The organism is Streptomyces sp. NPDC018610 (assembly GCF_044391765.1).
Lineage (GTDB): Bacteria > Actinomycetota > Actinomycetes > Streptomycetales > Streptomycetaceae > Streptomyces.
Map to the genome: position 1 here is coordinate 296454 of NZ_JBISAL010000008.1, position 21410 is coordinate 317863.

Here is a 21410-nt window from a genome sequence, read left to right on the forward strand (position 1 = left end):
CAAACGAAGGACGATCGTGCTCATTGCCGGGTTCCCCGCCGGTGCCTGGGGGACGAACTGTTATCTCGTCGCCCCCGCCGCCGGCGAGGAGTGCGTGATCATCGACCCCGGCCACCAGGCCGCCCAAGGCGTCGAGGAAGCACTCAGGAAGCATCGGCTCAAGCCCGTGGCCGTCGTCCTCACCCACGGCCACATCGACCACGTGGCCTCGGTCGTCCCGGTGTGCGGAGCACACGGCGTACCGGCCTGGATCCACCCGGCCGACCGGTACATGATGAGCGACCCCGAGAAGGGCATCGGCCGCTCCATCGGCATGCCGCTGATGGGCGAGCTGACCGTGGGGGAGCCCGACGACGTCGAGGAACTGACCGACGGCGCGAGGCTGGACCTGGCCGGCCTGGAGTTCTCCGTCGCGCACGCGCCCGGCCATACCAAGGGGTCGGTGACGTTCCGGATGCCCGAGACCGCGGACATCCCGCAGGTCTTCTTCTCCGGGGATCTGCTGTTCGCCGGCTCCATCGGACGCACCGACCTGCCCGGCGGCGACATGGCCGAGATGCTCGACTCGCTGGCCCGCGTGTGCCTGCCGCTCGACGACTCGACCGTGGTGCTGTCCGGCCACGGCCCCCAGACGACCATCGGCCAGGAGCGCGCCACCAATCCGTATCTGCGGCAGGTGGCCGCCGGCCAGGGAGCCGCCGACGCTCCCCGACGAGGAATGTGACGAGAGACTTCGTGAGCACCTTCAAGGCCCCCAAGGGCACGTACGACCTGCTGCCGCCCGACTCCGCCAAGTACCTGGCGGTCCGCGAGGCGATCGCCGCCCCGCTGCGCGACTCCGGTTACGGCTACATCGAGACGCCCGGCTTCGAGAACGTCGAGCTGTTCGCCCGCGGTGTGGGTGAGTCCACCGACATCGTGACCAAGGAGATGTACACGCTGCAGACCAAGGGCGGCGACCGGCTCGCGCTGCGCCCCGAGGGCACCGCCTCCGTACTGCGCGCCGCCCTGGAGGCCAACCTCCACAAGGCCGGCAACCTGCCGGTCAAGCTCTGGTACTCGGGTTCCTACTACCGCTACGAGCGCCCCCAGAAGGGCCGCTACCGCCACTTCTCGCAGGTGGGCGCCGAGGCGATCGGCGCGGAGGACCCGGCGCTCGACGCCGAGCTGATCATCCTGGCCGACCAGGCCTACCGCTCGCTGGGCCTCAGGAACTTCCGCATCCTGCTCAACAGCCTGGGCGACAAGGAGTGCCGTCCGCTCTACCGCGCGGCCCTCCAGGACTTCCTGCGCGGCCTGGACCTCGACGAGGACACCCTGCGCCGCGCGGAGATCAACCCGCTGCGCGTGCTCGACGACAAGCGTCCGGAGGTGCAGAAGCAGCTCACCGACGCCCCGCTGCTGCGCGACTACCTGTGCGACGCGTGCAAGGCGTACCACGAGGAGGTCCGCGAGCTGATCACCGCCGCGGGCGTCTCCTTCGAGGACGACCCCAGGCTGGTCCGCGGCCTGGACTACTACACGCGCACCACCTTCGAGTTCGTGCACGACGGTCTCGGCTCGCAGTCCGCGGTCGGTGGCGGCGGCCGCTACGACGGCCTGTCGGAGATGATCGGCGGCCCCGCGCTGCCCTCGGTGGGCTGGGCGCTGGGCGTCGACCGGACCGTCCTGGCCCTGGAGGCGGAGGGCATCGAACTGCAACTGCCCGCCACCACCAGCGTGTTCGCGGTCCCGCTCGGCGAGGAGGCGCGCCGCGTCCTGTTCGCCAAGGTCACCGAACTGCGCAAGAACGGCGTCGCGGCCGACTTCTCCTACGGCGGCAAGGGCCTGAAGGGCGCCATGAAGAACGCCAACCGCAGCGGCGCCCGCTACACGATCGTGGCCGGCGAGCGCGACCTCGCCGAGGGCGTCGTCCAGCTCAAGGACATGGAGTCCGGCGAGCAGGTGGCCATCGGCGTGAACGAGATCGTGGCGGAGCTGGAGTCGCGGCTCGGCTGAAGCGGGCGGAAATGAGGCCTGGCGGCTTTGCGCCGCCAGGCCTCATTTCCGCATCGGTGGGGAGCAGGCTCCGCTCCGGTTCGCGCTTTTCATCGCGCCCGGGCCGTCCCCGCGGCCGCGGGGAACATTGCGCGGAGCACCGAGTTCAACCGGCGCGAGGTCACTGCTCACCAGGCCGTCAACTTCGTGAGCACCGGTTCATCACGTCGGGCGGTTTCGGGGGACGGGTGTGAACACCGCTCCTGGCCGGGGGCGCCGCTCACGCCCACGGCGACCGCCTCCCCGGCGGTCGTTTCCTTATCTCCATCGAACGGTGAACACCGAGGCGCGTACGGCACAATGGCCCTGCCCGAAGCACCTCCGACTCTCAAGCGACGGAATCGGCGTGATGAGCAAGACGACAGTCAAGGACGTCTCCATGGAGCCCGAGTCGGACCGCGCGGTCCCCGGACCGCGGACGGCCGGCGGCAGCCGCGCCTTCGCCCTGCTGCTGGTGATCTGCGGCGCGGCGGGACTGCTGGCCGCGTGGGTCATCACGATCGACAAGCAGAAGATCCTCGAGGCGAAGCTCGCCGGCAAGACCTTCACGCCGAGCTGCAGCATCAATCCGATCATCTCCTGCGGCAGCGTCATGGAGAGCAAGCAGGCCTCCGTCTTCGGGTTCCCCAACCCCATGCTCGGCCTGGTCGCCTACGGCATCGTCGTCTGCGTCGGCATGAGCCTGCTGGGCCGCGCCCGCTTCCCGCGCTGGTACTGGCTGACCTTCAACGCCGGCACGCTCTTCGGCGTCTGCTTCGTCACCTGGCTCCAGTTCGAGTCGCTGTACCGGATCAACGCGCTGTGCCTGTGGTGCTCGCTGGCCTGGGTCGCCACCCTCACCGCGTTCTGGTACGTCACCTCCTTCAACATCCGCAACGACTTCCTGCCCGCCCCGCGCGCGGTGAAGTCCTTCCTGGCCGAGTTCACCTGGGTGCTCCCGCTCACCCACACCGGCGTCATCGCCATGCTCATCCTCACCCGCTGGGGCAGCACCCTCTGGGCCTGAGCCGGGCCCGGGTCCGGCGGCCCGACGGCGTTGTCAGCGGCGTGCCATAGGGTTTCCGTGTGGAGCCCGACCTGTTCACCGCCGCAGCAGAAGAACACCAGGAGAAGGACCCGGCCGCCAGCCCCCTGGCCGTCCGGATGCGCCCGCGCACGCTCGACGAGGTGGTGGGCCAGCAGCATCTGCTCAAGCCCGGCTCGCCGCTGCGCCGGCTGGTCGGCGAGGGCGCAGACCAGAGGGGCGGGGCCGCAGGCCCCTCCGGCAAGGGCGGTGATGGGAGACGGGTGGGACCGGCGGGACCCTCCTCGGTGATCCTGTGGGGCCCGCCCGGCACCGGCAAGACCACCCTGGCCTACGTGGTCTCCAAGGCCACCAACAAGCGCTTCGTGGAACTGTCGGCGATCACCGCGGGCGTCAAGGAGGTCCGCGCGGTCATCGACGGCGCCCGCCGCGCCTCCGGCGGCTACGGCCAGGAGACCGTCCTCTTCCTCGACGAGATCCACCGCTTCAGCAAGGCCCAGCAGGACTCCCTGCTCCCGGCGGTGGAGAACCGCTGGGTGACCCTGATCGCCGCCACCACCGAGAACCCGTACTTCTCGGTGATCTCCCCGCTGCTGTCCCGCTCCCTGCTGCTCACCCTCGAACCCCTCGTCGACGACGACGTGCGGGGCCTGCTGCGCCGCGCCCTCACCGACGAGCGCGGCCTGAAGTCGGCCGTCGCCCTCCCCGAGGACACCGAGGACCACCTGCTGCGCATCGCCGGCGGCGACGCCCGCCGGGCCCTGACCGCGCTGGAGGCCGCCGCCGGCGCCGCGCTCGACAAGGGCGAGGGCGAGATCTCCCTGACCACGCTGGAGGAGACGGTCGACCGGGCCGCGGTGAAGTACGACCGCGACGGCGACCAGCACTACGACGTCGCCAGCGCCCTGATCAAGTCCATCCGCGGCTCCGACGTCGACGCCGCCCTGCACTACCTGGCCCGGATGATCGAGGCGGGGGAGGACCCCCGGTTCATCGCCCGCCGGCTGATGATCTCCGCCAGTGAGGACATCGGCCTCGCCGACCTGAACGCGCTGCCCATAGCCGTCGCCGCCGCCCAGGCCGTCGCCATGATCGGCTTCCCCGAGGCCGCCCTCACCCTCAGCCACGCCACCATCGCGCTCGCGCTCGCCCCCAAGTCCAACGCGGCGACCACGGCGATCGGCGCGGCCCTGGAGGACGTGCGCAAGGGGCTGGCCGGATCCGTGCCGCCGCACCTGAGGGACGGGCACTACAAGGGCGCCGCCAAGCTCGGCCACGCCCAGGGGTACGTCTACCCGCACGACCTGCCCGAAGGCATCGCCGCCCAGCAGTACGCGCCGGACGTCCTCAAGGACCGCGAGTACTACAGCCCGAGCAGGCACGGCGCCGAGGCGCGCTACGCGGACGCGGTGGAGTGGACCCGCAAGCACCTCGGTCGGAAGCGGTCCTGAGCACCCTGTAGACTGCCTCGAAGCGCTGTGTCCCGCGTCCGGCGCCTCGCAAGAGGAACCGGCACCACCAGAGCGGGACGTCCAGCCGGAACCCCACCGCCTTTCGGCAGGCGGGGATCCAGGAGCGTCGCGCACCGTCGAACGGTGTCGCGGGCAGCCCACCACCACCCGGGATCCCGGGAGCGGTCGGTGGGCCACTCGCGTGCTGCACGTATGTGCCCAGACAAGGGAGCGGCTGCCCCGCAGGTCCCCCGGACCCGCAGGGTTTCCCCGGCTGCGGATGCGACCTCCCCTAACCCTGGTGAAGCCGTATTCGCACAGAAGACATAGAGGTGTTTGGTTCATGGCGAACCAGTCCCGCCCCAAGGTCAAGAAGTCGCGTGCCCTCGGCATCGCGCTGACCCCGAAGGCCGTCAAGTACTTCGAGGCCCGCCCCTACCCGCCGGGCGAGCACGGCCGCGGCCGCAAGCAGAACTCGGACTACAAGGTCCGTCTGCTCGAGAAGCAGCGTCTGCGCGCGCAGTACGACGTGTCCGAGCGCCAGCTCGTCCGCGCCTACGAGCGTGCCTCCAAGGTGCAGGGCAAGACCGGTGAGGCCCTGATCGTCGAGCTGGAGCGCCGTCTCGACGCGCTGGTCCTGCGTTCGGGCATCGCCCGCACGATCTACCAGGCCCGCCAGATGGTCGTCCACGGCCACATCCAGGTCAACGGCCAGAAGGTCGACAAGCCGTCCTTCCGCGTCCGTCCGGACGACGTCGTGCAGGTCCGCGACCGCTCCAAGGAGAAGACGCTCTTCACGATCGCCCGTGAGGGTGGCTTCGCCCCCGAGGGCGAGACCCCGCGCTACCTGCAGGTGAACCTCAAGGCCCTGGCGTTCCGCCTGGACCGTGAGCCGAACCGCAAGGAGATCCCGGTGATCTGCGACGAGCAGCTCGTCGTCGAGTACTACGCCCGCTGACCTTCAGCAGGCCGTATCGCCTCCTGGACCCGCCGTCTCCCCGCCCCTCCCGGGCGGACGAGGCGGCGGGTCCGCGCATTCCCGGCCCTCGCGTCAGTCGCCGTTCGACAGCTGTGATCTGAGCCGCCGGACGGGGCCCGGTCCGCGCGGCGCCGGCAGGGCCCGCAGCGACCGCGTCCGCGACCCCCGCAGCGCCCGCGCCACCGCCGCCTCCCGGCCCAGCCCCGCCCCCTGGCGCACACACTCCTCGTACCGCTGGTCGCCCAGCAGCTCCCGGGCCGTCGCCTCGCACAGCTCGTGCGGGGCGTTGTAGTGCGCCGACCCGAACAGCCGCAGTCCCACCGCCGGCCACATGCCCGCCGCCGCGCCCTGCAGCACCGCCGCCTCCGCCGCGTCGCCCTCGGCCACCGTCACCAGGGCCAGCAGCTCCACCGCCAGCACCGACCCCAGCAGGTCGCGGAAGCCGTGCGCGCTGCCCAGGCAGTCGACCAGCAGCTCCCGGGCGCAGACGAGGTCCCCCTCGCGCCAGGCCGCGTACGCCAGCACGTACAGCGCGTAGGCGCGCGTCCAGCGCTCACCGTGGTCCTCGCACACCCGGCGGACGTCCTCGCACAGCCGCACCGCGTCCGGCAGGTCCCCCTGGAAGGCCCGGGCCATCGCCAGTTCCACCTGGCCCATCAGCACGGTGCTGTTGAGCTCGCCCAGCTCCTGATAGCGCACCAGGGCCGAGCGCAGCAACGCCTCCGCGCGCTCCACGTCGTCCGTGATCAGCGCCAGGCACCCCGTGCGGTGCTCCGCGTACGCCAGCGCCGTCGCGCTCGCCGAGCGCTCCGCGCTCTCCCGGCACTCCCGCAGCGCGGCCAGCGCCGGCACCGTGTCGCCCTGCAGGATCGCCACGTAGCCGAGCGTCGCCAGCGCCCGCAGCCGGGACTGCTCGTGCCCGCCGTCCAGCTCCACCGCGCGCCCCAGCCAGTGCCGGCCCTCCGACAGCCGTCCGCACCCGGCCCAGCAGAACCACAGACAGCCCGCCAGATACTGGCCGAGGTGCGCCTCGTCCGGGCCCGTCATGCAGTACTCCAGGGCGGCGCGCAGATTCGGCAGCTCCGCCTCGATCCGCGCGGCCACCTCCCGCTGCCGGGGCGAGAACCACTCCAGCTCGCACCAGGTGGCCAGACCGACGTACCAGTCGCGGTGGCGCCGCCGCAGCCGCTCCGCGTCCCCGGCCGCCGCCAGCCACTGCGCGCCGTAGGCGCGGACGGTGTCCAGCATCCGGTACCGCACCCCCGCCGCCGTCTCCTCGCGCGCCACCACGGACTGCGCGAGCAGCTCGCCCAGCACGTCGAGGACGTCGTCGGCGGGCAGCCCGCCGCCGCTGCACACGTACTCGGCGGACTCCAGGTCGAACGGTCCGGCGAACACCGACAGCCGCGCCCACAGCAGCCGCTCCCCGGGCGTGCACAGCTCATGGCTCCAGCCGATCGCCGTGCGCAGCGTCCGGTGCCGGGGCAGCGCGTCCCGGCCGCCGCCGGTCAGCAGCCGGAACCGGTCGTCCAGCCGCTCCAGCAGCCGCCCCGGCGACAGCGCCCGCAGCCGCCCCGCGGCCAGTTCGATCGCCAGCGGGATCCCGTCCAGGCGCCGGCACAGCTCGCGCACCGCCGGATCGCCGCCGTCCACCGTGACGTCCTGCTGCGCGGCCCGCGCCACCAGCAGCTCCGCCGCGTCCTCCGCGCCCAGCGGGGCCAGCGGGAACAGCCGTTCGCCCGCCACCCCCAGCGGCCGCCGCCCCGCGGCCAGCACCGTCAGCCCGGGCGCCCGCCGCAGCAGGTCGGCCACCAGCCCGGCGCAGGCCTCCGCCAGATGTTCGAACCCGTCCAGGACCAGCAGCAGCCGGCGCCCGGCTAGATGCCCGAGCAGGGCATCGCGCGGCGGCCGTGTCGTGTGGTCGGTGAGCCCCAGCGCCTCCACGACGGCGTGGTCGAGGAACTCCGGATCCCTCAGCGGCGCCAGCTCCACCCGCCACACGCCGCCCGGCGGCGCGGAGCGGGCCGCCACCCGCGCCGCCAGCCGCGACTTGCCGACCCCGCCCACCCCGGTCACCGTCACCAGCCGCGCGCCGCCGAGCGCCCGCGCCAGCGCGTCGAGTTCGGCCGCGCGGCCGACGAACGCGTCGAGTTCGGCGGGCAGGTTGCCCGTCGCTCCGCCGTCCGCCGGCCGGCCGGCCGGTGTGGAATCACGCTTGGGATCTCGCATGGGACACGGAGCGTACTGAACCGTAATCGGTCCGTACAATCGCCTGTCCCGGCCGCGCGGCGCACCGGCGGTAATCCGGTACGGAGCGCCGCCCTGGGCGCGATAGGCTCGGGGCACGACTTTCTCGATGTTCAGGCACGTTTCAGGGAGCGGGTGCGCACAGTGTCCGGTGGTGAGGTGGCCGGGATCCTGGTGGCCGTCTTCTGGGCGATCCTGGTCTCCTTCCTCGCCGTCGCGCTGGCGAGGGTGGCCCAGACGCTCAAGGCGACCACCAAGCTCGTGGCGGACGTGACCGACCAGGCCGTTCCGCTGCTGGCGGACGCCTCCCAGGCGGTGCGCTCCGCGCAGACCCAGATCGACCGCGTCGACGCGATCGCCTCCGACGTCCAGGAGGTCACGTCCAACGCGTCCGCGCTGTCGACGACCGTCGCCTCCACCTTCGGCGGCCCCCTGGTCAAGGTCGCGGCCTTCGGCTACGGCGTGCGCCGCGCGCTGGGCGGCCGCAAGGAGGACGTGCCCGTCAAGGCGTCGAGGCGTACCGTGATCGTGGGCCGCACCGTCCCGGCCGCGCGGCGGGGGAAGCGGAACAACCGGGAGAAGTAAGGACTAGCGATGTTCCGCCGTACGTTCTGGTTCGGCACCGGTGTCGCCGCCGGTGTGTGGGCCACCACCAAGGTCAACCGCAAGCTGAGGCAGCTGACCCCCGAGTCCCTCGCCGTCACCGCGGCGAACAAGGCGCTCGAGACCGGTCACCGGCTCAAGGACCGCGCGGTCGGCTTCGCGCTCGACGTCCGCGACAACATGGCCCAGCGGGAGGCCGAACTCGGCGCGGCACTCGGTATCGACGCCGCCGCCGATCCCGAACTCCCCGCGCCCCGGCGGATCGCCGCCATCGAGAACCACTACAGCCCGAAGTACGTCGACGGCTCGCCGTACCCGACGTACTCGAACAACCGGAATGAGGACCACTGATGGAGTCGGCTGAGATCCGCCGCCGCTGGCTGAGCTTCTTCGAGGAGCGCGGGCACACCGTCGTCCCTTCGGCGTCGCTCATCGCGGACGACCCGACTCTGCTCCTCGTCCCGGCCGGCATGGTGCCCTTCAAGCCCTACTTCCTGGGCGAGGTCAAGCCGCCGTTCCCGCGCGCCACCAGCGTGCAGAAGTGCGTGCGCACGCCCGACATCGAAGAGGTCGGCAAGACCACGCGGCACGGCACGTTCTTCCAGATGTGCGGCAACTTCTCCTTCGGCGACTACTTCAAGGAAGGCGCCATCGAGCTCGCCTGGGAGCTGCTCACCGGCTCCCAGGACAAGGGCGGTTACGGCCTCGACCCCGAGCGCCTGTGGATCACCGTCTACAAGGACGACGACGAGGCCGAGCGCATCTGGCACGAGGTCGTCGGCGTGCCCAAGGAGCGCATCCAGCGCCTGGGCATGAAGGACAACTACTGGTCCATGGGCGTGCCCGGCCCGTGCGGCCCCTGCTCCGAGATCAACTACGACCGCGGCCCCGAGTTCGGCGTCGAGGGCGGCCCCGCCGTCAACGACGAGCGGTACGTGGAGATCTGGAACCTCGTCTTCATGCAGTACGAGCGTGGCGAGGGCATCGGCAAGGACAACTTCGAGATCCTCGGCGACCTGCCGAGCAAGAACATCGACACCGGTCTCGGTCTCGAACGCCTCGCCATGATCCTGCAGGGCGTGCAGAACATGTACGAGATCGACACCTCGATGGCCGTCATCAAGAAGGCCACCGAGCTGACCGGCGTGGCCTACGGCGACGCCCACGCCTCGGACGTCTCCCTGCGCGTGGTCACCGACCACATGCGCACCTCCGTGATGCTGATCGGCGACGGCGTCACCCCGGGCAACGAGGGCCGAGGCTACGTGCTGCGCCGCATCATGCGCCGCGCCATCCGCAACATGCGCCTGCTCGGCGCCACCGGCCCGGTCGTCCAGGACCTTATCGACGTCGTCATCGGCATGATGGGGCAGCAGTACCCGGAGCTGGTCACCGACCGCGAGCGCATCGAGAAGGTCGCCCTCGCCGAGGAGAACGCCTTCCTGAAGACGCTGAAGGCCGGCACCAACATCCTCGACACCGCCGTCACCGAGACCAAGCAGTCCGGCGGCAAGGTCCTCTCCGGCGACAAGGCCTTCCTGCTCCACGACACCTGGGGCTTCCCCATCGACCTCACCCTGGAGATGGCCGCCGAGCAGGGCCTTTCGGTGGACGAGGAGGGCTTCCGCCGCCTGATGAAGGAGCAGCGGGAGCGCGCCAAGGCCGACGCCCAGGCCAAGAAGACCGGGCACGCCGACATGGGCGCCTACCGTGAGATCGCCGACACCGCCGGCGAGACCGACTTCATCGGCTACAGCGACACCGAGGGGGAGTCCACGATCGTCGGCCTCCTCGTCGACGGCGTGTCCTCCCCGGCCGCCACCGAGGGCGACGAGGTCGAGGTCGTCCTCGACCGCACCCCGTTCTACGCCGAGGGCGGCGGCCAGATCGGCGACACCGGCCGCATCAAGGTCGACTCCGGCGCCGTCATCGAGATCCGCGACTGCCAGAAGCCGGTCCCGGGCGTCTACGTCCACAAGGGCGTCGTGCAGTTCGGCGAGGTCACCGTCGGAGCCAAGGCCCACGCCGCGATCGACTCCCGCCGCCGCAAGGCCATCGCCCGCGCCCACTCGGCCACCCACCTCACCCACCAGGCGCTGCGCGACGCCCTCGGCCCGACGGCCGCCCAGGCCGGTTCCGAGAACCAGCCCGGCCGTTTCCGCTTCGACTTCGGCTCCCCGGCCGCCGTGCCGACGGCCGTGATGACCGACGTCGAGCAGAAGATCAACGAGGTGCTCGCCCGCGACCTGGACGTGCGCGCCGAGGTCATGGGCATCGACGACGCCAAGAAGCAGGGCGCCATCGCCGAGTTCGGCGAGAAGTACGGCGAGCGGGTCCGGGTCGTCACCATCGGCGACTTCTCCAAGGAGCTGTGCGGCGGCACCCACGTGCACAACACCGCCCAGCTGGGCCTGGTGAAGCTGCTCGGCGAGTCGTCGATCGGCTCGGGCGTACGCCGTATCGAGGCCCTGGTCGGCGTGGACGCCTACAACTTCCTCGCCCGTGAGCACACGGTCGTCGCCCAGCTCCAGGAGCTGGTCAAGGGCCGCGCTGAGGAGCTCCCGGAGAAGGTCTCCGCCATGCTCGGCAAGCTGAAGGACGCCGAGAAGGAGATCGAGAGGTTCCGCGCCGAGAAGGTGCTCCAGGCCGCCGCCGGTCTCGCCGAGTCCGCCAAGGACGTGCGGGGCGTGGCCGTCGTCACCGGCCGGGTCCCGGACGGCACGACCCCGGACGACCTGCGCAAGCTGGTCCTGGACGTGCGCGGCCGCATCCAGGGCGGCCGGGCCGCCGTGGTCGCCCTGTTCACGGTGAACAACGGCAAGCCGCTCACGGTCATCGCCACCAACGAGGCCGCCCGCGAGCGCGGCCTGAAGGCCGGCGACCTGGTCCGCACCGCCGCCAAGACCCTCGGCGGCGGCGGTGGCGGCAAGCCGGACGTCGCCCAGGGCGGCGGTCAGAACCCGGCCGCCGTCGGCGACGCGGTCGACGCCGTCGAGCGCCTGGTCGCCGAGACCGCCAAGTAGGACGAGCGGCGAGCGAGTAAGAAACGGTCGAGAAGATGCGCAGAGGACGTCGGCTCGCGATCGACGTCGGGGACGCCCGGATCGGGGTCGCCTCGTGCGACCCCGACGGGATCCTCGCCACCCCGGTCGAGACCGTCCCCGGCCGGGACGTCCAGGCGGCGCACCGCCGCCTCGGGCAGCTCGTCGAGGAGTACGAGCCGATCGAGGTCGTCGTCGGTCTCCCTCGTTCCCTCAAGGGGGGCGAGGGCCCGGCCGCCGTCAAGGTCCGCGCGTTCGCGGGGGAGCTGGCCAAGGGCGTCGCCCCGGTGCCGGTCCGCCTGGTGGACGAGCGGATGACCACGGTGACGGCCAGTCAGGGGCTGCGGGCCTCCGGAGTGAAGTCCAAGAAGGGACGCTCCGTGATCGACCAGGCCGCGGCCGTCATCATCCTGCAGCAGGCCCTGGAATCCGAACGGGTGTCAGGCGAGCCGCCCGGCGAGGGCGTCGAAGTGGTCATCTGATCGCGATACGGTAACGTTCCGCGCGATGCGCCGGTGTTCGAACAGCCGGCGCACAGCAAGAGGCGAGACGGTGCCGGGCGATACGCCGCGTGACCGCTGCCTCGCGGCTCTAGGGGATCGATGACTGAGTATGGCCGGGGCCCAGGTCCCGAACCGTGGCATCCCGAGGACCCGTTGTACGGGGACGGCGGATGGGGAGGACAGCAGGGCCAGACGAGCCCGCAGTCCCCTTACGGCGGCCTGCCGCAGCACCACCCGCAGCAGCCGCACCAGCAGCAGTACGGCGAGTGGGACCATGGCCGGCAGCCCGGCTACGGCGCCCAGTACCCGCACCACGACGAGCAGGGCGGCCACCACCAGTACGACCAGCAGCCCGGGTACGACCAGCAGCACCCGTACGACCAGCAGTACGGCGCCCACCTCCAGGACCAGCACCAGCAGCAGGGCGGCTGGGACGGCGCCCCGGGACAGCAGCAGCCGCAGCACCCTCAGCCGCAGCACCAGCAGTACGTCACCGGCCCGGCGGATCCGTACGGACAGCAGGCACTGGCCTACGGCGCCGAGCAGCCCGACCTGTACAGCACCCCCGAGGCATACCCCCCGCCGGAGCCTCCCCACCGCAGGACCGCGGAACCCGAGCCGCGGCCGGACGGGGACCCGGAGACGGGCCCGGACGAGGACGAGGAACACGCCTTCTTCGCGGGCGGCGACGACGACGGGGACGACGACGCGCCCGACGCCGACGAGCCGGGCGCTCGCCGGGGGCGCGCCGACCGCAAAGGGCGGGGCGGCAAGAACAAGGGCGGCAAGAAGCGCCGCAACGGCTGCGCCTGCCTGGTCGTCGTACTGGTGTTCGGCGGTGGCGCGGCGGGCGTCGGCTACTACGGCTACCAGTTCTACCAAAATCGTTTCGGCGCGGCCCCGGACTACGCGGGCAACGGCACCAGCGAGACCGTCACCGTCCAGATCGACCAGGGCGCCGGCGGCTATGACATCGGCCGCGCGCTGAAGAAGGCGGGCGTCGTCAAGAGCGTCGACGCGTTCGTCGCCGCCCAGTCGCAGAATCCCAAGGGGAAGCAGATCCAGGCGGGCGCCTATCTGCTGAAGAAGGAGATGTCGGCGGCGAGCGCCGTCGCGATGATGCTCGACCCCGCCAGCCAGAGCAACGTCCTGGTGAAGCCGGGGGAGCGCAACGTCGAGGTCTACAAGGCGATCGACAAGCAGCTCGACCTGTCCGCGGGGACGACCAAGAACATCGCGGCCAAGCAGTACAAGACCCTCGGCCTGCCGTCCTGGGCGAACAGCCACGGCCAGATCATGGACCCGCTGGAGGGATTCCTCTACCCGGGCACCTATCCGGCGGCCAAGGGCATGAAGCCCGACGCGATCCTGAAGGCAATGGTCAAGCGGGCCGGCGAGGCCTACGGGAACTACGACGTCACGGCCAAGGCGAAGGAATTCGGTCTCGCCGACCCGCTGGAGTTCGTCACGGTCGCGAGCCTCGTGCAGGCCGAGGGCAAGACGCACGACGACTTCCGCGCGATGGCCGAGGTGATCTACAACCGCCTCAAGCCGACGAACACCGAGACCAACCAGAAGCTCCAGTTCGACTCGACCTTCAACTACCTGATGGGGCAGAGCAAGATCCACATCAGTACGAAGGAAGTCAACAGCAACCCGAACCCGTACAACACCTATTACCACAAGGGACTTCCGCCCGGACCGATCGGCAACCCCGGCGACGACGCCCTGAAGGCGGCGATGAACCCGACCGACGAGGGCTGGCTCTACTTCGTGGCGACCGACGGTATGAACAAGACCGAGTTCGCCAAGAACCTGGCCGACTTCACCAAGCTCAAGGACAAGTTCGATGCCAGCTCGGGCCAGTGACGCCCGCCGGGCCGCCGTGCTCGGTTCGCCCATCGCCCACTCCCTCTCCCCGGTGCTGCACCGCGCGGCCTACCGGGAGCTGGGGCTCACCGACTGGACGTACGACCGGTTCGAGGTCGACGAGGCCGCACTGCCCGGCTTCTTCGGGAACCTCGGTCCCGAATGGGCGGGACTGTCGCTGACCATGCCGCTGAAGCGGGCGGTGATCCCCCTACTCGACGGGATCAGCGACACGGCCGCCTCCGTCGAGGCGGTCAACACGGTCGTCCTCACCGACGACGGCCGCCGTACCGGCGACAACACGGACATCCCCGGCATGATCGCCGCCCTGCGCGAGCACGGCATCGAACAGGTCGACTCGGCGGCCGTCCTCGGCGCCGGCGCCACCGCCTCCTCCGCGCTCGCGGCGCTCGCCCGCGTCTGCTCCGGCGAGGTCGTCGTCTACGTCCGCAGCCGGGAGCGCGCCGCCGAGATGCGCCAGTGGGGCGAGCGGCTCGACGTGGAGGTCCGCACCGCCGACTGGGCCGACGCCGAGCAGGCCCTGCGGGCCCCGCTGGTGTTCGCCACCACGCCCGCCGGCACCACCGACTTCCTCGCCACGGCGGTGCCCGAGCGGCCCGCCACCCTCTTCGACGTGCTCTACGACCCCTGGCCCACCGCTCTCGCGGCCCGCTGGTCCCTGGCCGGCGGCGCCGTCGTCAGCGGCCTGGACCTCCTGGTCCACCAGGCCGTCCTCCAGGTCGAGCAGATGACGGGCCGCGCACCGGCCCCGCTGGAGGCCATGCGCAGGGCGGGGGAGAGGGCGCTCGCGGAGCGCTGACCTCCCCCGGGACCGTCCACCGCGCGTCCGCCTGCTGGACCGGCGGCCGGATCCGGTTGCCGGACGTGGGAGGATCGGAGGTGGCGGGCCAGGGCCGCGCACCCGGTCGCGCCACCGCAGTTCCAGGCGCGATTGTGAGGAGCACCGTTGAGCAGGTTGCGTTGGCTGACCGCGGGGGAGTCGCACGGACCCGCACTCGTCGCCACGCTGGAGGGTCTTCCCGCCGGCGTGCCGATCACCACGGAGATGGTGGCGGACCACCTCGCCCGGCGGCGGCTCGGCTACGGCCGCGGCGCGCGGATGAAGTTCGAGCGTGACGAGGTCACCTTCCTCGGCGGTGTCCGGCACGGCCTCACCCTCGGCTCCCCGGTGGCGGTCATGGTGGGCAACACCGAATGGCCGAAGTGGGAGCAGGTCATGGCGGCCGACCCGGTCGACCCGGCCAAGCTCGCCGAGCTGGCGCGCAACGCGCCGCTGACCCGGCCCCGCCCCGGCCACGCCGACCTGGCCGGCATGCAGAAGTACGGCTTCGACGAGGCCCGGCCGATCCTGGAGCGGGCCTCCGCGCGCGAGACCGCGGCGCGCGTGGCGCTGGGCGCCGTGGCGCGGTCGTACCTGAAGGAGACCGCCGGCATCGAGATCGTCAGCCATGTCGTCGAGCTCGCGGCGGCGAAGGCGCCCTACGGCGTGTACCCGACCCCGGCGGACGTCGACAAGCTGGACGCCGACCCGGTGCGCTGCCTGGACGCGGACGCCTCCGAGGCGATGGTCGCCGAGATCGACCAGGCCCACAAGGACGGTGACACCCTCGGCGGCGTCGTCGAGGTGCTGGCCTACGGCGTGCCGGTGGGCCTGGGCTCCCACGTGCACTGGGACCGGCGCCTGGACGCGCGCCTGGCGGCCGCCCTCATGGGCATCCAGGCCATCAAGGGCGTCGAGGTCGGCGACGGCTTCGACCTGGCCCGCGTGCCCGGCTCGCAGGCCCACGACGAGATCCTCGCCACCGACGAGGGCATCAAGCGGGCCACGGGCCGCTCCGGCGGCACCGAGGGCGGACTGAGCACGGGCGAGCTGCTGCGGGTGCGGGCGGCGATGAAGCCGATCGCGACCGTGCCGCGCGCCCTGCAGACGGTGGACGTGTCCACCGGCGAGGCCACGCAGGCCCACCACCAGCGTTCCGACGTGTGCGCGGTCCCCGCGGCCGGCATCGTCGCCGAGGCCATGGTCGCCCTCGTCCTCGCCGACGCTCTCGCCGAGAAGTTCGGCGGCGACAGCGTGGCCGAGACCCGCCGCAACGTCCGCTCCTACCTCGACCACCTGGCGATCCGGTGACCGGCTCGCCCCTCGTCGTGCTGGTCGGGCCGATGGGCGTGGGCAAGTCCACCGTCGGCCGCCTGCTGGCCGAACGCCTTCAGGCCGGCTACCGGGACACCGACGACGACATCGTCGCCGAGCAGGGCCGCGCCATCGCGGACATCTTCGTGGAGGACGGCGAGCCGGCCTTCCGCGCCGTCGAGAAGCGGGCGGTGCGGCGGGCGGTCGCCGAGCACGAGGGCGTCCTCGCGCTCGGCGGCGGCGCGATCCTCGACCCGGACACCCGCGCGCTCCTCGCCGGCCTGCCCGTGGTCTATCTGTCGATGGACGTCGAGGAGGCCGTGAAGCGCACGGGGCTGAACGTGGCCCGCCCGCTGCTCGCGGTCAACCCGCGCAAGCAGTGGCGCGAACTGATGGAGGCGCGGCGGCACCTGTACGAGGAGGTCGCCACCGCCGTGGTGGCCACCGACGGACGCAGCCCCGAGGAAGTCGCCGGGGCCGTCCTCGACGCAGTGGAGTGGAAAGAAGCATGAGCGAGGCAGTGACGCGGATCCCTGTCGGCGGCACCGCCGGCAGCGAGCCCTACGACGTCCTGGTGGGCCGTCAACTGCTCGGCGAACTGGCCGGGTTGGTCGGCGAGAAGGCCCAGCGGGTCGCGGTGATCCACCCGGAGGCGCTCGCCGAGACCGGTGACGCGCTGCGCGCGGACCTGGCCGAGCAGGGCTTCGAGGCCGTCGCCATCCAGGTGCCCAACGCGGAGGAGGCCAAGACCGCCGAGGTCGCCGCCTACTGCTGGAAGGCGCTCGGCCAGTCCGGTTTCACCCGCTCCGACGTCATCGTCGGCGTGGGCGGCGGCGCGACCACGGACCTCGCAGGCTTCGTGGCCGCGACCTGGCTGCGCGGCGTGCGCTGGGTGGCCGTCCCGACCACGGTGCTGGCCATGGTGGACGCGGCCGTCGGCGGCAAGACCGGCATCAACACCGCCGAGGGCAAGAACCTCGTGGGCGCCTTCCACCCGCCCGCGGGCGTCCTGTGCGACCTGGCCGCCCTCGACTCCCTCCCGGTCAACGACTACGTCTCCGGGCTCGCGGAGGTCATCAAGGCCGGCTTCATCGCCGACCCGGTGATCCTCGACCTCGTCGAGTCCGACCCCGAGGCCGCCCGCACCCCGGCCGGCCCGCACACCGCCGAACTCATCGAGCGGTCCATCCGGGTCAAGGCCGAGGTCGTCTCCGCCGACCTGAAGGAGTCGGGCCTGCGGGAGATCCTGAACTACGGTCACACGCTGGGCCACGCCATCGAGAAGAACGAGCGCTACAAGTGGCGGCACGGCGCGGCCGTCGCGGTCGGCATGCACTTCGCCGCCGAACTCGGCCGTCTCGCGGGCCGGCTGGACGACGCGACGGCCGACCGCCACCGCACCGTCCTTAAGTCGGTGGGCCTGCCCCTGCACTACCGCTACGACCAGTGGCCCAAGCTGCTGGAGAACATGAAGGTCGACAAGAAGTCACGCGGCAACCTGCTGCGCTTCATCGTCCTCGACGGCCTCGCCAAGCCCACCGTCCTGGAGGGCCCGGACCCGGCCGTGCTCCTCGCCGCCTACGGCGAAGTGGGGCAGTAGGTCCCGCGGAGCGCCATCCGTCCGATTCGCCTCGCGGCGCGGGCACTTCGCGCCGTCCCCGGCCGTTCACCACATGGCGGCCGGGGACGGTACCGTTCGGTGCAGAGCGGGGTTCGGGCCCGCCGCCAGCGCCCATTGCCTTGTACGAGACGGAGTGGCACCGGATGCAGCACGCAGTGGGTTCTCCGCTGCCGCCGCCCCACCAGCCGGGGCACGGACCGGCCGCCGGCTGGTCGCAGGCCGCACATCACCCGGGTCCCTACCACCCGGGCCCGCACCAGGGCTCCGGCCCCGTTCCACCGCCCCCGCCCGCCGCGGGCCGTCCCGGAGCGCAGCCCCCGGCACCGCACCAGCCGCCCGCCCCGGGACACCACCCGGGCGCGCAGCCGCAGCCGGGCCTCGGCGCGCAGTCCGTGCCGCCCCCCGCTCCGGGCCGTCCCGGCGCGCAGTCCCCGTCGCCGCATGCTCCGGCGCAGCCCGCGCCGGGGTATCCCGGCGCGCGGCCCTCGCCGCCGCAGCAGCCGTCGGCGCCCCCGGCGCAGCCCGCCGCGACGCCGGCGCCCCCCGCGCCGGACGCCACCGGACACGTCCGGCTGCCGCCCGGCGGGCCGGTCGCGATGCCCAGTTTCCCGCCCGCCCAGGCGGCCCCCGACCCGACGACCACCACCCTCGCGGTGCTGCTGATCGGCCCGGCCGGCGCCGGCAAGACGAGCGTGGCCAAGCACTGGGCCGAGCGCCGCCGGGTGCCCACCGCGCACATCAGCCTGGACGACGTCCGCGAGTGGGTCCGCTCCGGTTTCGCCAACCCGCAGTCGGGGTGGAACGACAACTCCGAGGCGCAGTACCGCCTCGCCCGCCGCACCTGCGGCTTCGCCGCGCGCAACTTCCTCGCCAACGGCATCTCGTGCATCCTGGACGACGCCGTCTTCCCCGACCGCCCGGTCGTCGGCCTCGGTGGCTGGAAACGCCATGTGGGACCCGGCCTGCTGCCGGTCGTCCTCCTGCCCGGCCTGGACGTCGTCCTGGAGCGCAACGCCGAGCGCTCGGGCAACCGCCGGCTCACCGACGAGGAGGTCGCCCGCATCCACGGCCGCATGGCCGGCTGGTACGGCTCCGGCCTCCCCATCATCGACAACTCCCAACTGGACATACCGGCCACCGCCCAGGTCCTCGACGAAGTCCTCACCAGGGCCCTGACCAGCCCCCCGACCTGGTGACCACGTGATCTCGGGCACGCGCGCCGGCCGCCTTCGCTTCCCGGCGCACCACTGCCCACCCGGCGGACCCGCCCGATCCGCACCGGCCCTCGCGCGGCGCGCCCACCCAGTCGCCCCCGCGCGGCGCGCACCGCACCGCACCCACCGGGCACGAACCTCGCCCGACGGCCGCGGGCCAACCCACTCGGCCCCTCCCGACCGGCGATTTCCGGCCACCCCTCTTACGCTCGGTTCATGTCAGAGGTGTACGCGGCCCGCCGAACCCGGCTACGGGAGCGCTGCAACGCGGGCGGCAGCGCGGCGGCGCTGGTGACTCGTCCCGCCAATGTGCGGTACCTCGCGGGCGCGGCCCCGCACGGTGCCGTCCTGCTCCTCGGAAAGCGCGAGGACCTGCTGGTGTGCCAGAGCCCACCGGACGACCGGCCCTGCGAAGGGCGCCCCGACGACAACCTGAGGGTGCAGATCCTGCCCCAGCCCGGCGGCGACCCGGCCGTCGCCGCCGCGGGCCTCGCCCAGGCCCAGGACGCCGACTCCCTGGCCGTGGAGGAACACCACCTCACCGTGGCCCGCCACCGTGCCCTGTCCTCGGTGACGCCCCGGCTGCGCCTGACCGACCTCGGCAGCGCGGTCGAGCAGCTCAGGGTCGTCAAGGACGAGGAGGAGATCTCCTGTCTGAGGATCGGCGCCGAGATCGCCGACCAGGCCCTCGGCGAACTCCTGGAGTCGATCCTGGTCGGCCGCACCGAGCGGCACCTGGCCCTGGAACTGGAACGCCGCCTCGTCGACCACGGCGCCGACGGCCCCGCCTTCCCGACCTCGGTCGCCACCGGACCGAACTCCGGCCGCCGCGGCCACCGCCCCACCGACCGCCGCGTGGAGGAGGGCGACTTCCTCTCCGTGTGCCTGGGCGCCGCCTACCGCGGCTACCGCTGCGAGATCGGCCGTACGTTCGTGATCGGCACGTCCCCGGCGGACTGGCAGATCCAGCTCTACGAGCTGGTCTTCGCCGCCCAGCGGGCCGGCCGCGAGGCGCTGACGCCCGGCGCCGCGTACCGCGACGTGGACCGCGCCGCACGGCAGGTCCTGGACTCGGCCGGCTACGCGGAGGGCCTGCAGTCGCTCACCGGGCACGGCGTCGGACTCGAAATCGACGAGGACCCGCAGCTGGCCCCCGCGGCCATGGGTAAACTGGACGCTTGCGTGCCGGTCACCGTCGAACCGGGGGTTCACCTCCCGGGCCGGGGCGGTGTCCGGATCGATGACACGCTCGTCGTACGCCCCGAGGCGGACGGCGGACCCGAGCTACTCACCATCACGACCAAGGAGCTGCTCGCGCTGTAGCGACCCCAGGGAAGTGCAGGCACGTCCACCCGCCCTGCCCTGGAGCCGCCCGGCGCGTGTCCCGGGGTCGTCCACGTCAGTCCAGGAGATTCCGCAACCGTGGCTTCCACGAACGACCTCAAGAACGGCCTGGTGCTCAAGCTCGAAGGCGGCCAGCTCTGGTCCGTCGTCGAGTTCCAGCACGTCAAGCCCGGCAAGGGCCCGGCCTTCGTGCGCACCAAGCTCAAGAACGTGCTCTCCGGCAAGGTCGTCGACAAGACCTTCAACGCCGGTGTCAAGGTCGAGACGGCCACCGTCGACAAGCGCGACATGCAGTTCTCGTACATGGACGGCGAGTACTTCGTCTTCATGGACATGGAGACCTACGACCAGCTGATGGTCGACCGCAAGGCCGTCGGCGACGCCGCCAACTTCCTGATCGAGGGCTTCACCGCCACCGTCGCCCAGCACGAGGGCGAGGTGCTCTTCGTCGAGCTGCCCGCCGCCGTCGAGCTGGTCGTCCAGGAGACCGAGCCCGGCGTCCAGGGCGACCGCTCCACCGGCGGCACCAAGCCCGCCACGCTGGAGACCGGCCACCAGATCCAGGTCCCGCTCTTCATCACCACCGGTGAGAAGATCAAGGTCGACACCCGCACGAGCGACTACCTCGGCCGGGTGAACAGCTAACCGTGGCTGCCCGCAACACGGCCCGCAAGCGCGCCTTCCAGATCCTCTTCGAGGGCGACCAGCGTGGCGTCGGAGTCCTCACGGTCCTCGCGGACTGGGTCCGGCTGTCCCGGTCCGACACCCGGCAGCCGCCGGTCAGCGAGTACACCATGCAGCTGGTCGAGGGCTACGCCGAGCACGCGACCCGGATCGACGAGCTGATCGCGCAGTACGCGGTCGGCTGGACGCTGGACCGCATGCCGGTGGTCGACCGCAACATCCTGCGGCTCGGCGCCTACGAGCTGATCTGGGTCGACGAGACCCCGGACGCCGTCGTGCTGGACGAGATGGTGCAGCTGGCGAAGGAGTTCTCCACGGACGAGTCGCCCTCGTTCGTCAACGGCCTGCTGGGCCGGCTGAAGGACCTCAAGCCCTCGCTGCGCCGCGACACGAGCACCGAGGCCTGACAGGCGACCAGGCACGCACACGCCGAAGGGCCCGCAGCGTCCGCTGCGGGCCCTTCGGCGTACGGTCCGTCTCCCTGTGCCCCGAGGCCCGTCCAGGCCCGCAGAAAGCCGCCGGGGGGGGGGGGCCCCCGGGGGGGGGGGGCCCCCCCCGGGCCCGGTGATGGCTTGTGTGGCCCTGTGCGGGGCCACCGGGGGGGGGGAGCCCACCCAGGGGGGGGGCCCCCCCCGGGG

The 21410-nt window shown here is 72.1% G+C and carries 19 protein-coding genes; 18 read left to right on the forward strand and 1 reads right to left on the reverse strand.

The window, feature by feature from the left end; translation table 11 throughout:
- Positions 1-16: 16 nt before the first annotated feature.
- The 5 genes from ACH5A8_RS22160 (at position 17) to rpsD (ending at position 5470) form a co-directional block, all read left to right on the forward strand.
- A complete protein-coding gene (locus tag ACH5A8_RS22160) occupies positions 17-724 on the forward strand; it encodes an MBL fold metallo-hydrolase (protein WP_399004440.1) in 708 nt (235 codons plus the stop codon).
- Between the two features lie 11 nt (positions 725-735).
- On the forward strand, positions 736-1998 hold the full coding sequence (gene hisS / locus ACH5A8_RS22165; RefSeq protein ID WP_399004442.1) for a histidine--tRNA ligase: 1263 nt from the start codon (positions 736-738) through the stop codon (positions 1996-1998).
- Positions 1999-2386: 388 nt separating this feature from the next.
- The gene (locus tag ACH5A8_RS22170; protein WP_399004443.1) at positions 2387-3043 is read left to right on the forward strand and encodes a vitamin K epoxide reductase family protein; all 657 of its coding nucleotides are present in this window, start codon (positions 2387-2389) and stop codon (positions 3041-3043) included.
- Between the two features lie 59 nt (positions 3044-3102).
- On the forward strand, positions 3103-4512 hold the full coding sequence (locus ACH5A8_RS22175) for a replication-associated recombination protein A (RefSeq protein WP_399004445.1): 1410 nt from the start codon (positions 3103-3105) through the stop codon (positions 4510-4512).
- A 343-nt stretch (positions 4513-4855) separates the two neighbouring features.
- The gene (gene rpsD / locus ACH5A8_RS22180) at positions 4856-5470 is read left to right on the forward strand and encodes a 30S ribosomal protein S4 (RefSeq protein ID WP_009187613.1); all 615 of its coding nucleotides are present in this window, start codon (positions 4856-4858) and stop codon (positions 5468-5470) included.
- A 93-nt stretch (positions 5471-5563) separates the two neighbouring features.
- Here rpsD and ACH5A8_RS22185 read toward each other — a convergent pair whose 3' ends face one another.
- Positions 5564-7720 carry an ATP-binding protein gene (locus ACH5A8_RS22185; protein ID WP_399004448.1) on the reverse strand — a complete coding sequence of 719 codons (2157 nt, stop codon included), beginning with the start codon at positions 7718-7720 and terminating at the stop codon, positions 5564-5566.
- A 153-nt stretch (positions 7721-7873) separates the two neighbouring features.
- On the opposite strand from ACH5A8_RS22185, the gene ACH5A8_RS22190 reads away from it, so the two are divergent.
- From ACH5A8_RS22190 to nusB, 13 genes are all read left to right on the forward strand, one after another.
- Positions 7874-8323, forward strand: coding sequence for a DUF948 domain-containing protein (locus tag ACH5A8_RS22190; RefSeq protein WP_399004450.1), 450 nt, complete (start codon positions 7874-7876; stop codon positions 8321-8323).
- A 9-nt stretch (positions 8324-8332) separates the two neighbouring features.
- Complete coding sequence (locus ACH5A8_RS22195) at positions 8333-8692, forward strand: hypothetical protein (RefSeq protein ID WP_399004451.1); 360 nt, start codon at positions 8333-8335, stop codon at positions 8690-8692.
- Positions 8692-11364, forward strand: a complete 2673-nt coding sequence (alaS, locus tag ACH5A8_RS22200; RefSeq protein WP_399004453.1) for an alanine--tRNA ligase — start codon at positions 8692-8694, stop codon at positions 11362-11364. The genes ACH5A8_RS22195 and alaS overlap by 1 nt, the downstream gene beginning before the upstream one ends.
- A gap of 35 nt (positions 11365-11399) precedes the next feature.
- Positions 11400-11864, forward strand: a complete 465-nt coding sequence (gene ruvX / locus ACH5A8_RS22205) for a Holliday junction resolvase RuvX (protein ID WP_399004455.1) — start codon at positions 11400-11402, stop codon at positions 11862-11864.
- A 120-nt stretch (positions 11865-11984) separates the two neighbouring features.
- Positions 11985-13754 carry an endolytic transglycosylase MltG gene (gene mltG, locus ACH5A8_RS22210; RefSeq protein ID WP_399004457.1) on the forward strand — a complete coding sequence of 590 codons (1770 nt, stop codon included), beginning with the start codon at positions 11985-11987 and terminating at the stop codon, positions 13752-13754.
- Positions 13735-14574 (forward strand): shikimate dehydrogenase, encoded by an 840-nt coding sequence (locus tag ACH5A8_RS22215; RefSeq protein WP_399004459.1) that lies wholly within the window; start codon positions 13735-13737, stop codon positions 14572-14574. Before mltG ends, ACH5A8_RS22215 begins: the two co-directional genes overlap by 20 nt.
- A gap of 147 nt (positions 14575-14721) precedes the next feature.
- Positions 14722-15906, forward strand: a complete 1185-nt coding sequence (gene aroC, locus ACH5A8_RS22220) for a chorismate synthase (RefSeq protein ID WP_399004461.1) — start codon at positions 14722-14724, stop codon at positions 15904-15906.
- Positions 15907-15938: 32 nt separating this feature from the next.
- Positions 15939-16421, forward strand: coding sequence for a shikimate kinase (locus ACH5A8_RS22225; RefSeq protein ID WP_399004636.1), 483 nt, complete (start codon positions 15939-15941; stop codon positions 16419-16421).
- On the forward strand, positions 16418-17509 hold the full coding sequence (aroB, locus tag ACH5A8_RS22230; protein ID WP_399004463.1) for a 3-dehydroquinate synthase: 1092 nt from the start codon (positions 16418-16420) through the stop codon (positions 17507-17509). The genes ACH5A8_RS22225 and aroB overlap by 4 nt, the downstream gene beginning before the upstream one ends.
- A gap of 164 nt (positions 17510-17673) precedes the next feature.
- Positions 17674-18726 carry a Pro-rich N-terminal domain-containing protein gene (locus ACH5A8_RS22235; RefSeq protein WP_399004465.1) on the forward strand — a complete coding sequence of 351 codons (1053 nt, stop codon included), beginning with the start codon at positions 17674-17676 and terminating at the stop codon, positions 18724-18726.
- Positions 18727-18960: 234 nt separating this feature from the next.
- Positions 18961-20067, forward strand: coding sequence for an aminopeptidase P family protein (locus ACH5A8_RS22240; protein ID WP_399004467.1), 1107 nt, complete (start codon positions 18961-18963; stop codon positions 20065-20067).
- 99 nt (positions 20068-20166) lie between these two features.
- Positions 20167-20733, forward strand: a complete 567-nt coding sequence (gene efp / locus ACH5A8_RS22245) for an elongation factor P (protein ID WP_037742222.1) — start codon at positions 20167-20169, stop codon at positions 20731-20733.
- A gap of 2 nt (positions 20734-20735) precedes the next feature.
- Positions 20736-21179 (forward strand): transcription antitermination factor NusB, encoded by a 444-nt coding sequence (gene nusB, locus ACH5A8_RS22250; protein ID WP_399004469.1) that lies wholly within the window; start codon positions 20736-20738, stop codon positions 21177-21179.
- Positions 21180-21410 lie beyond the last annotated feature (231 nt).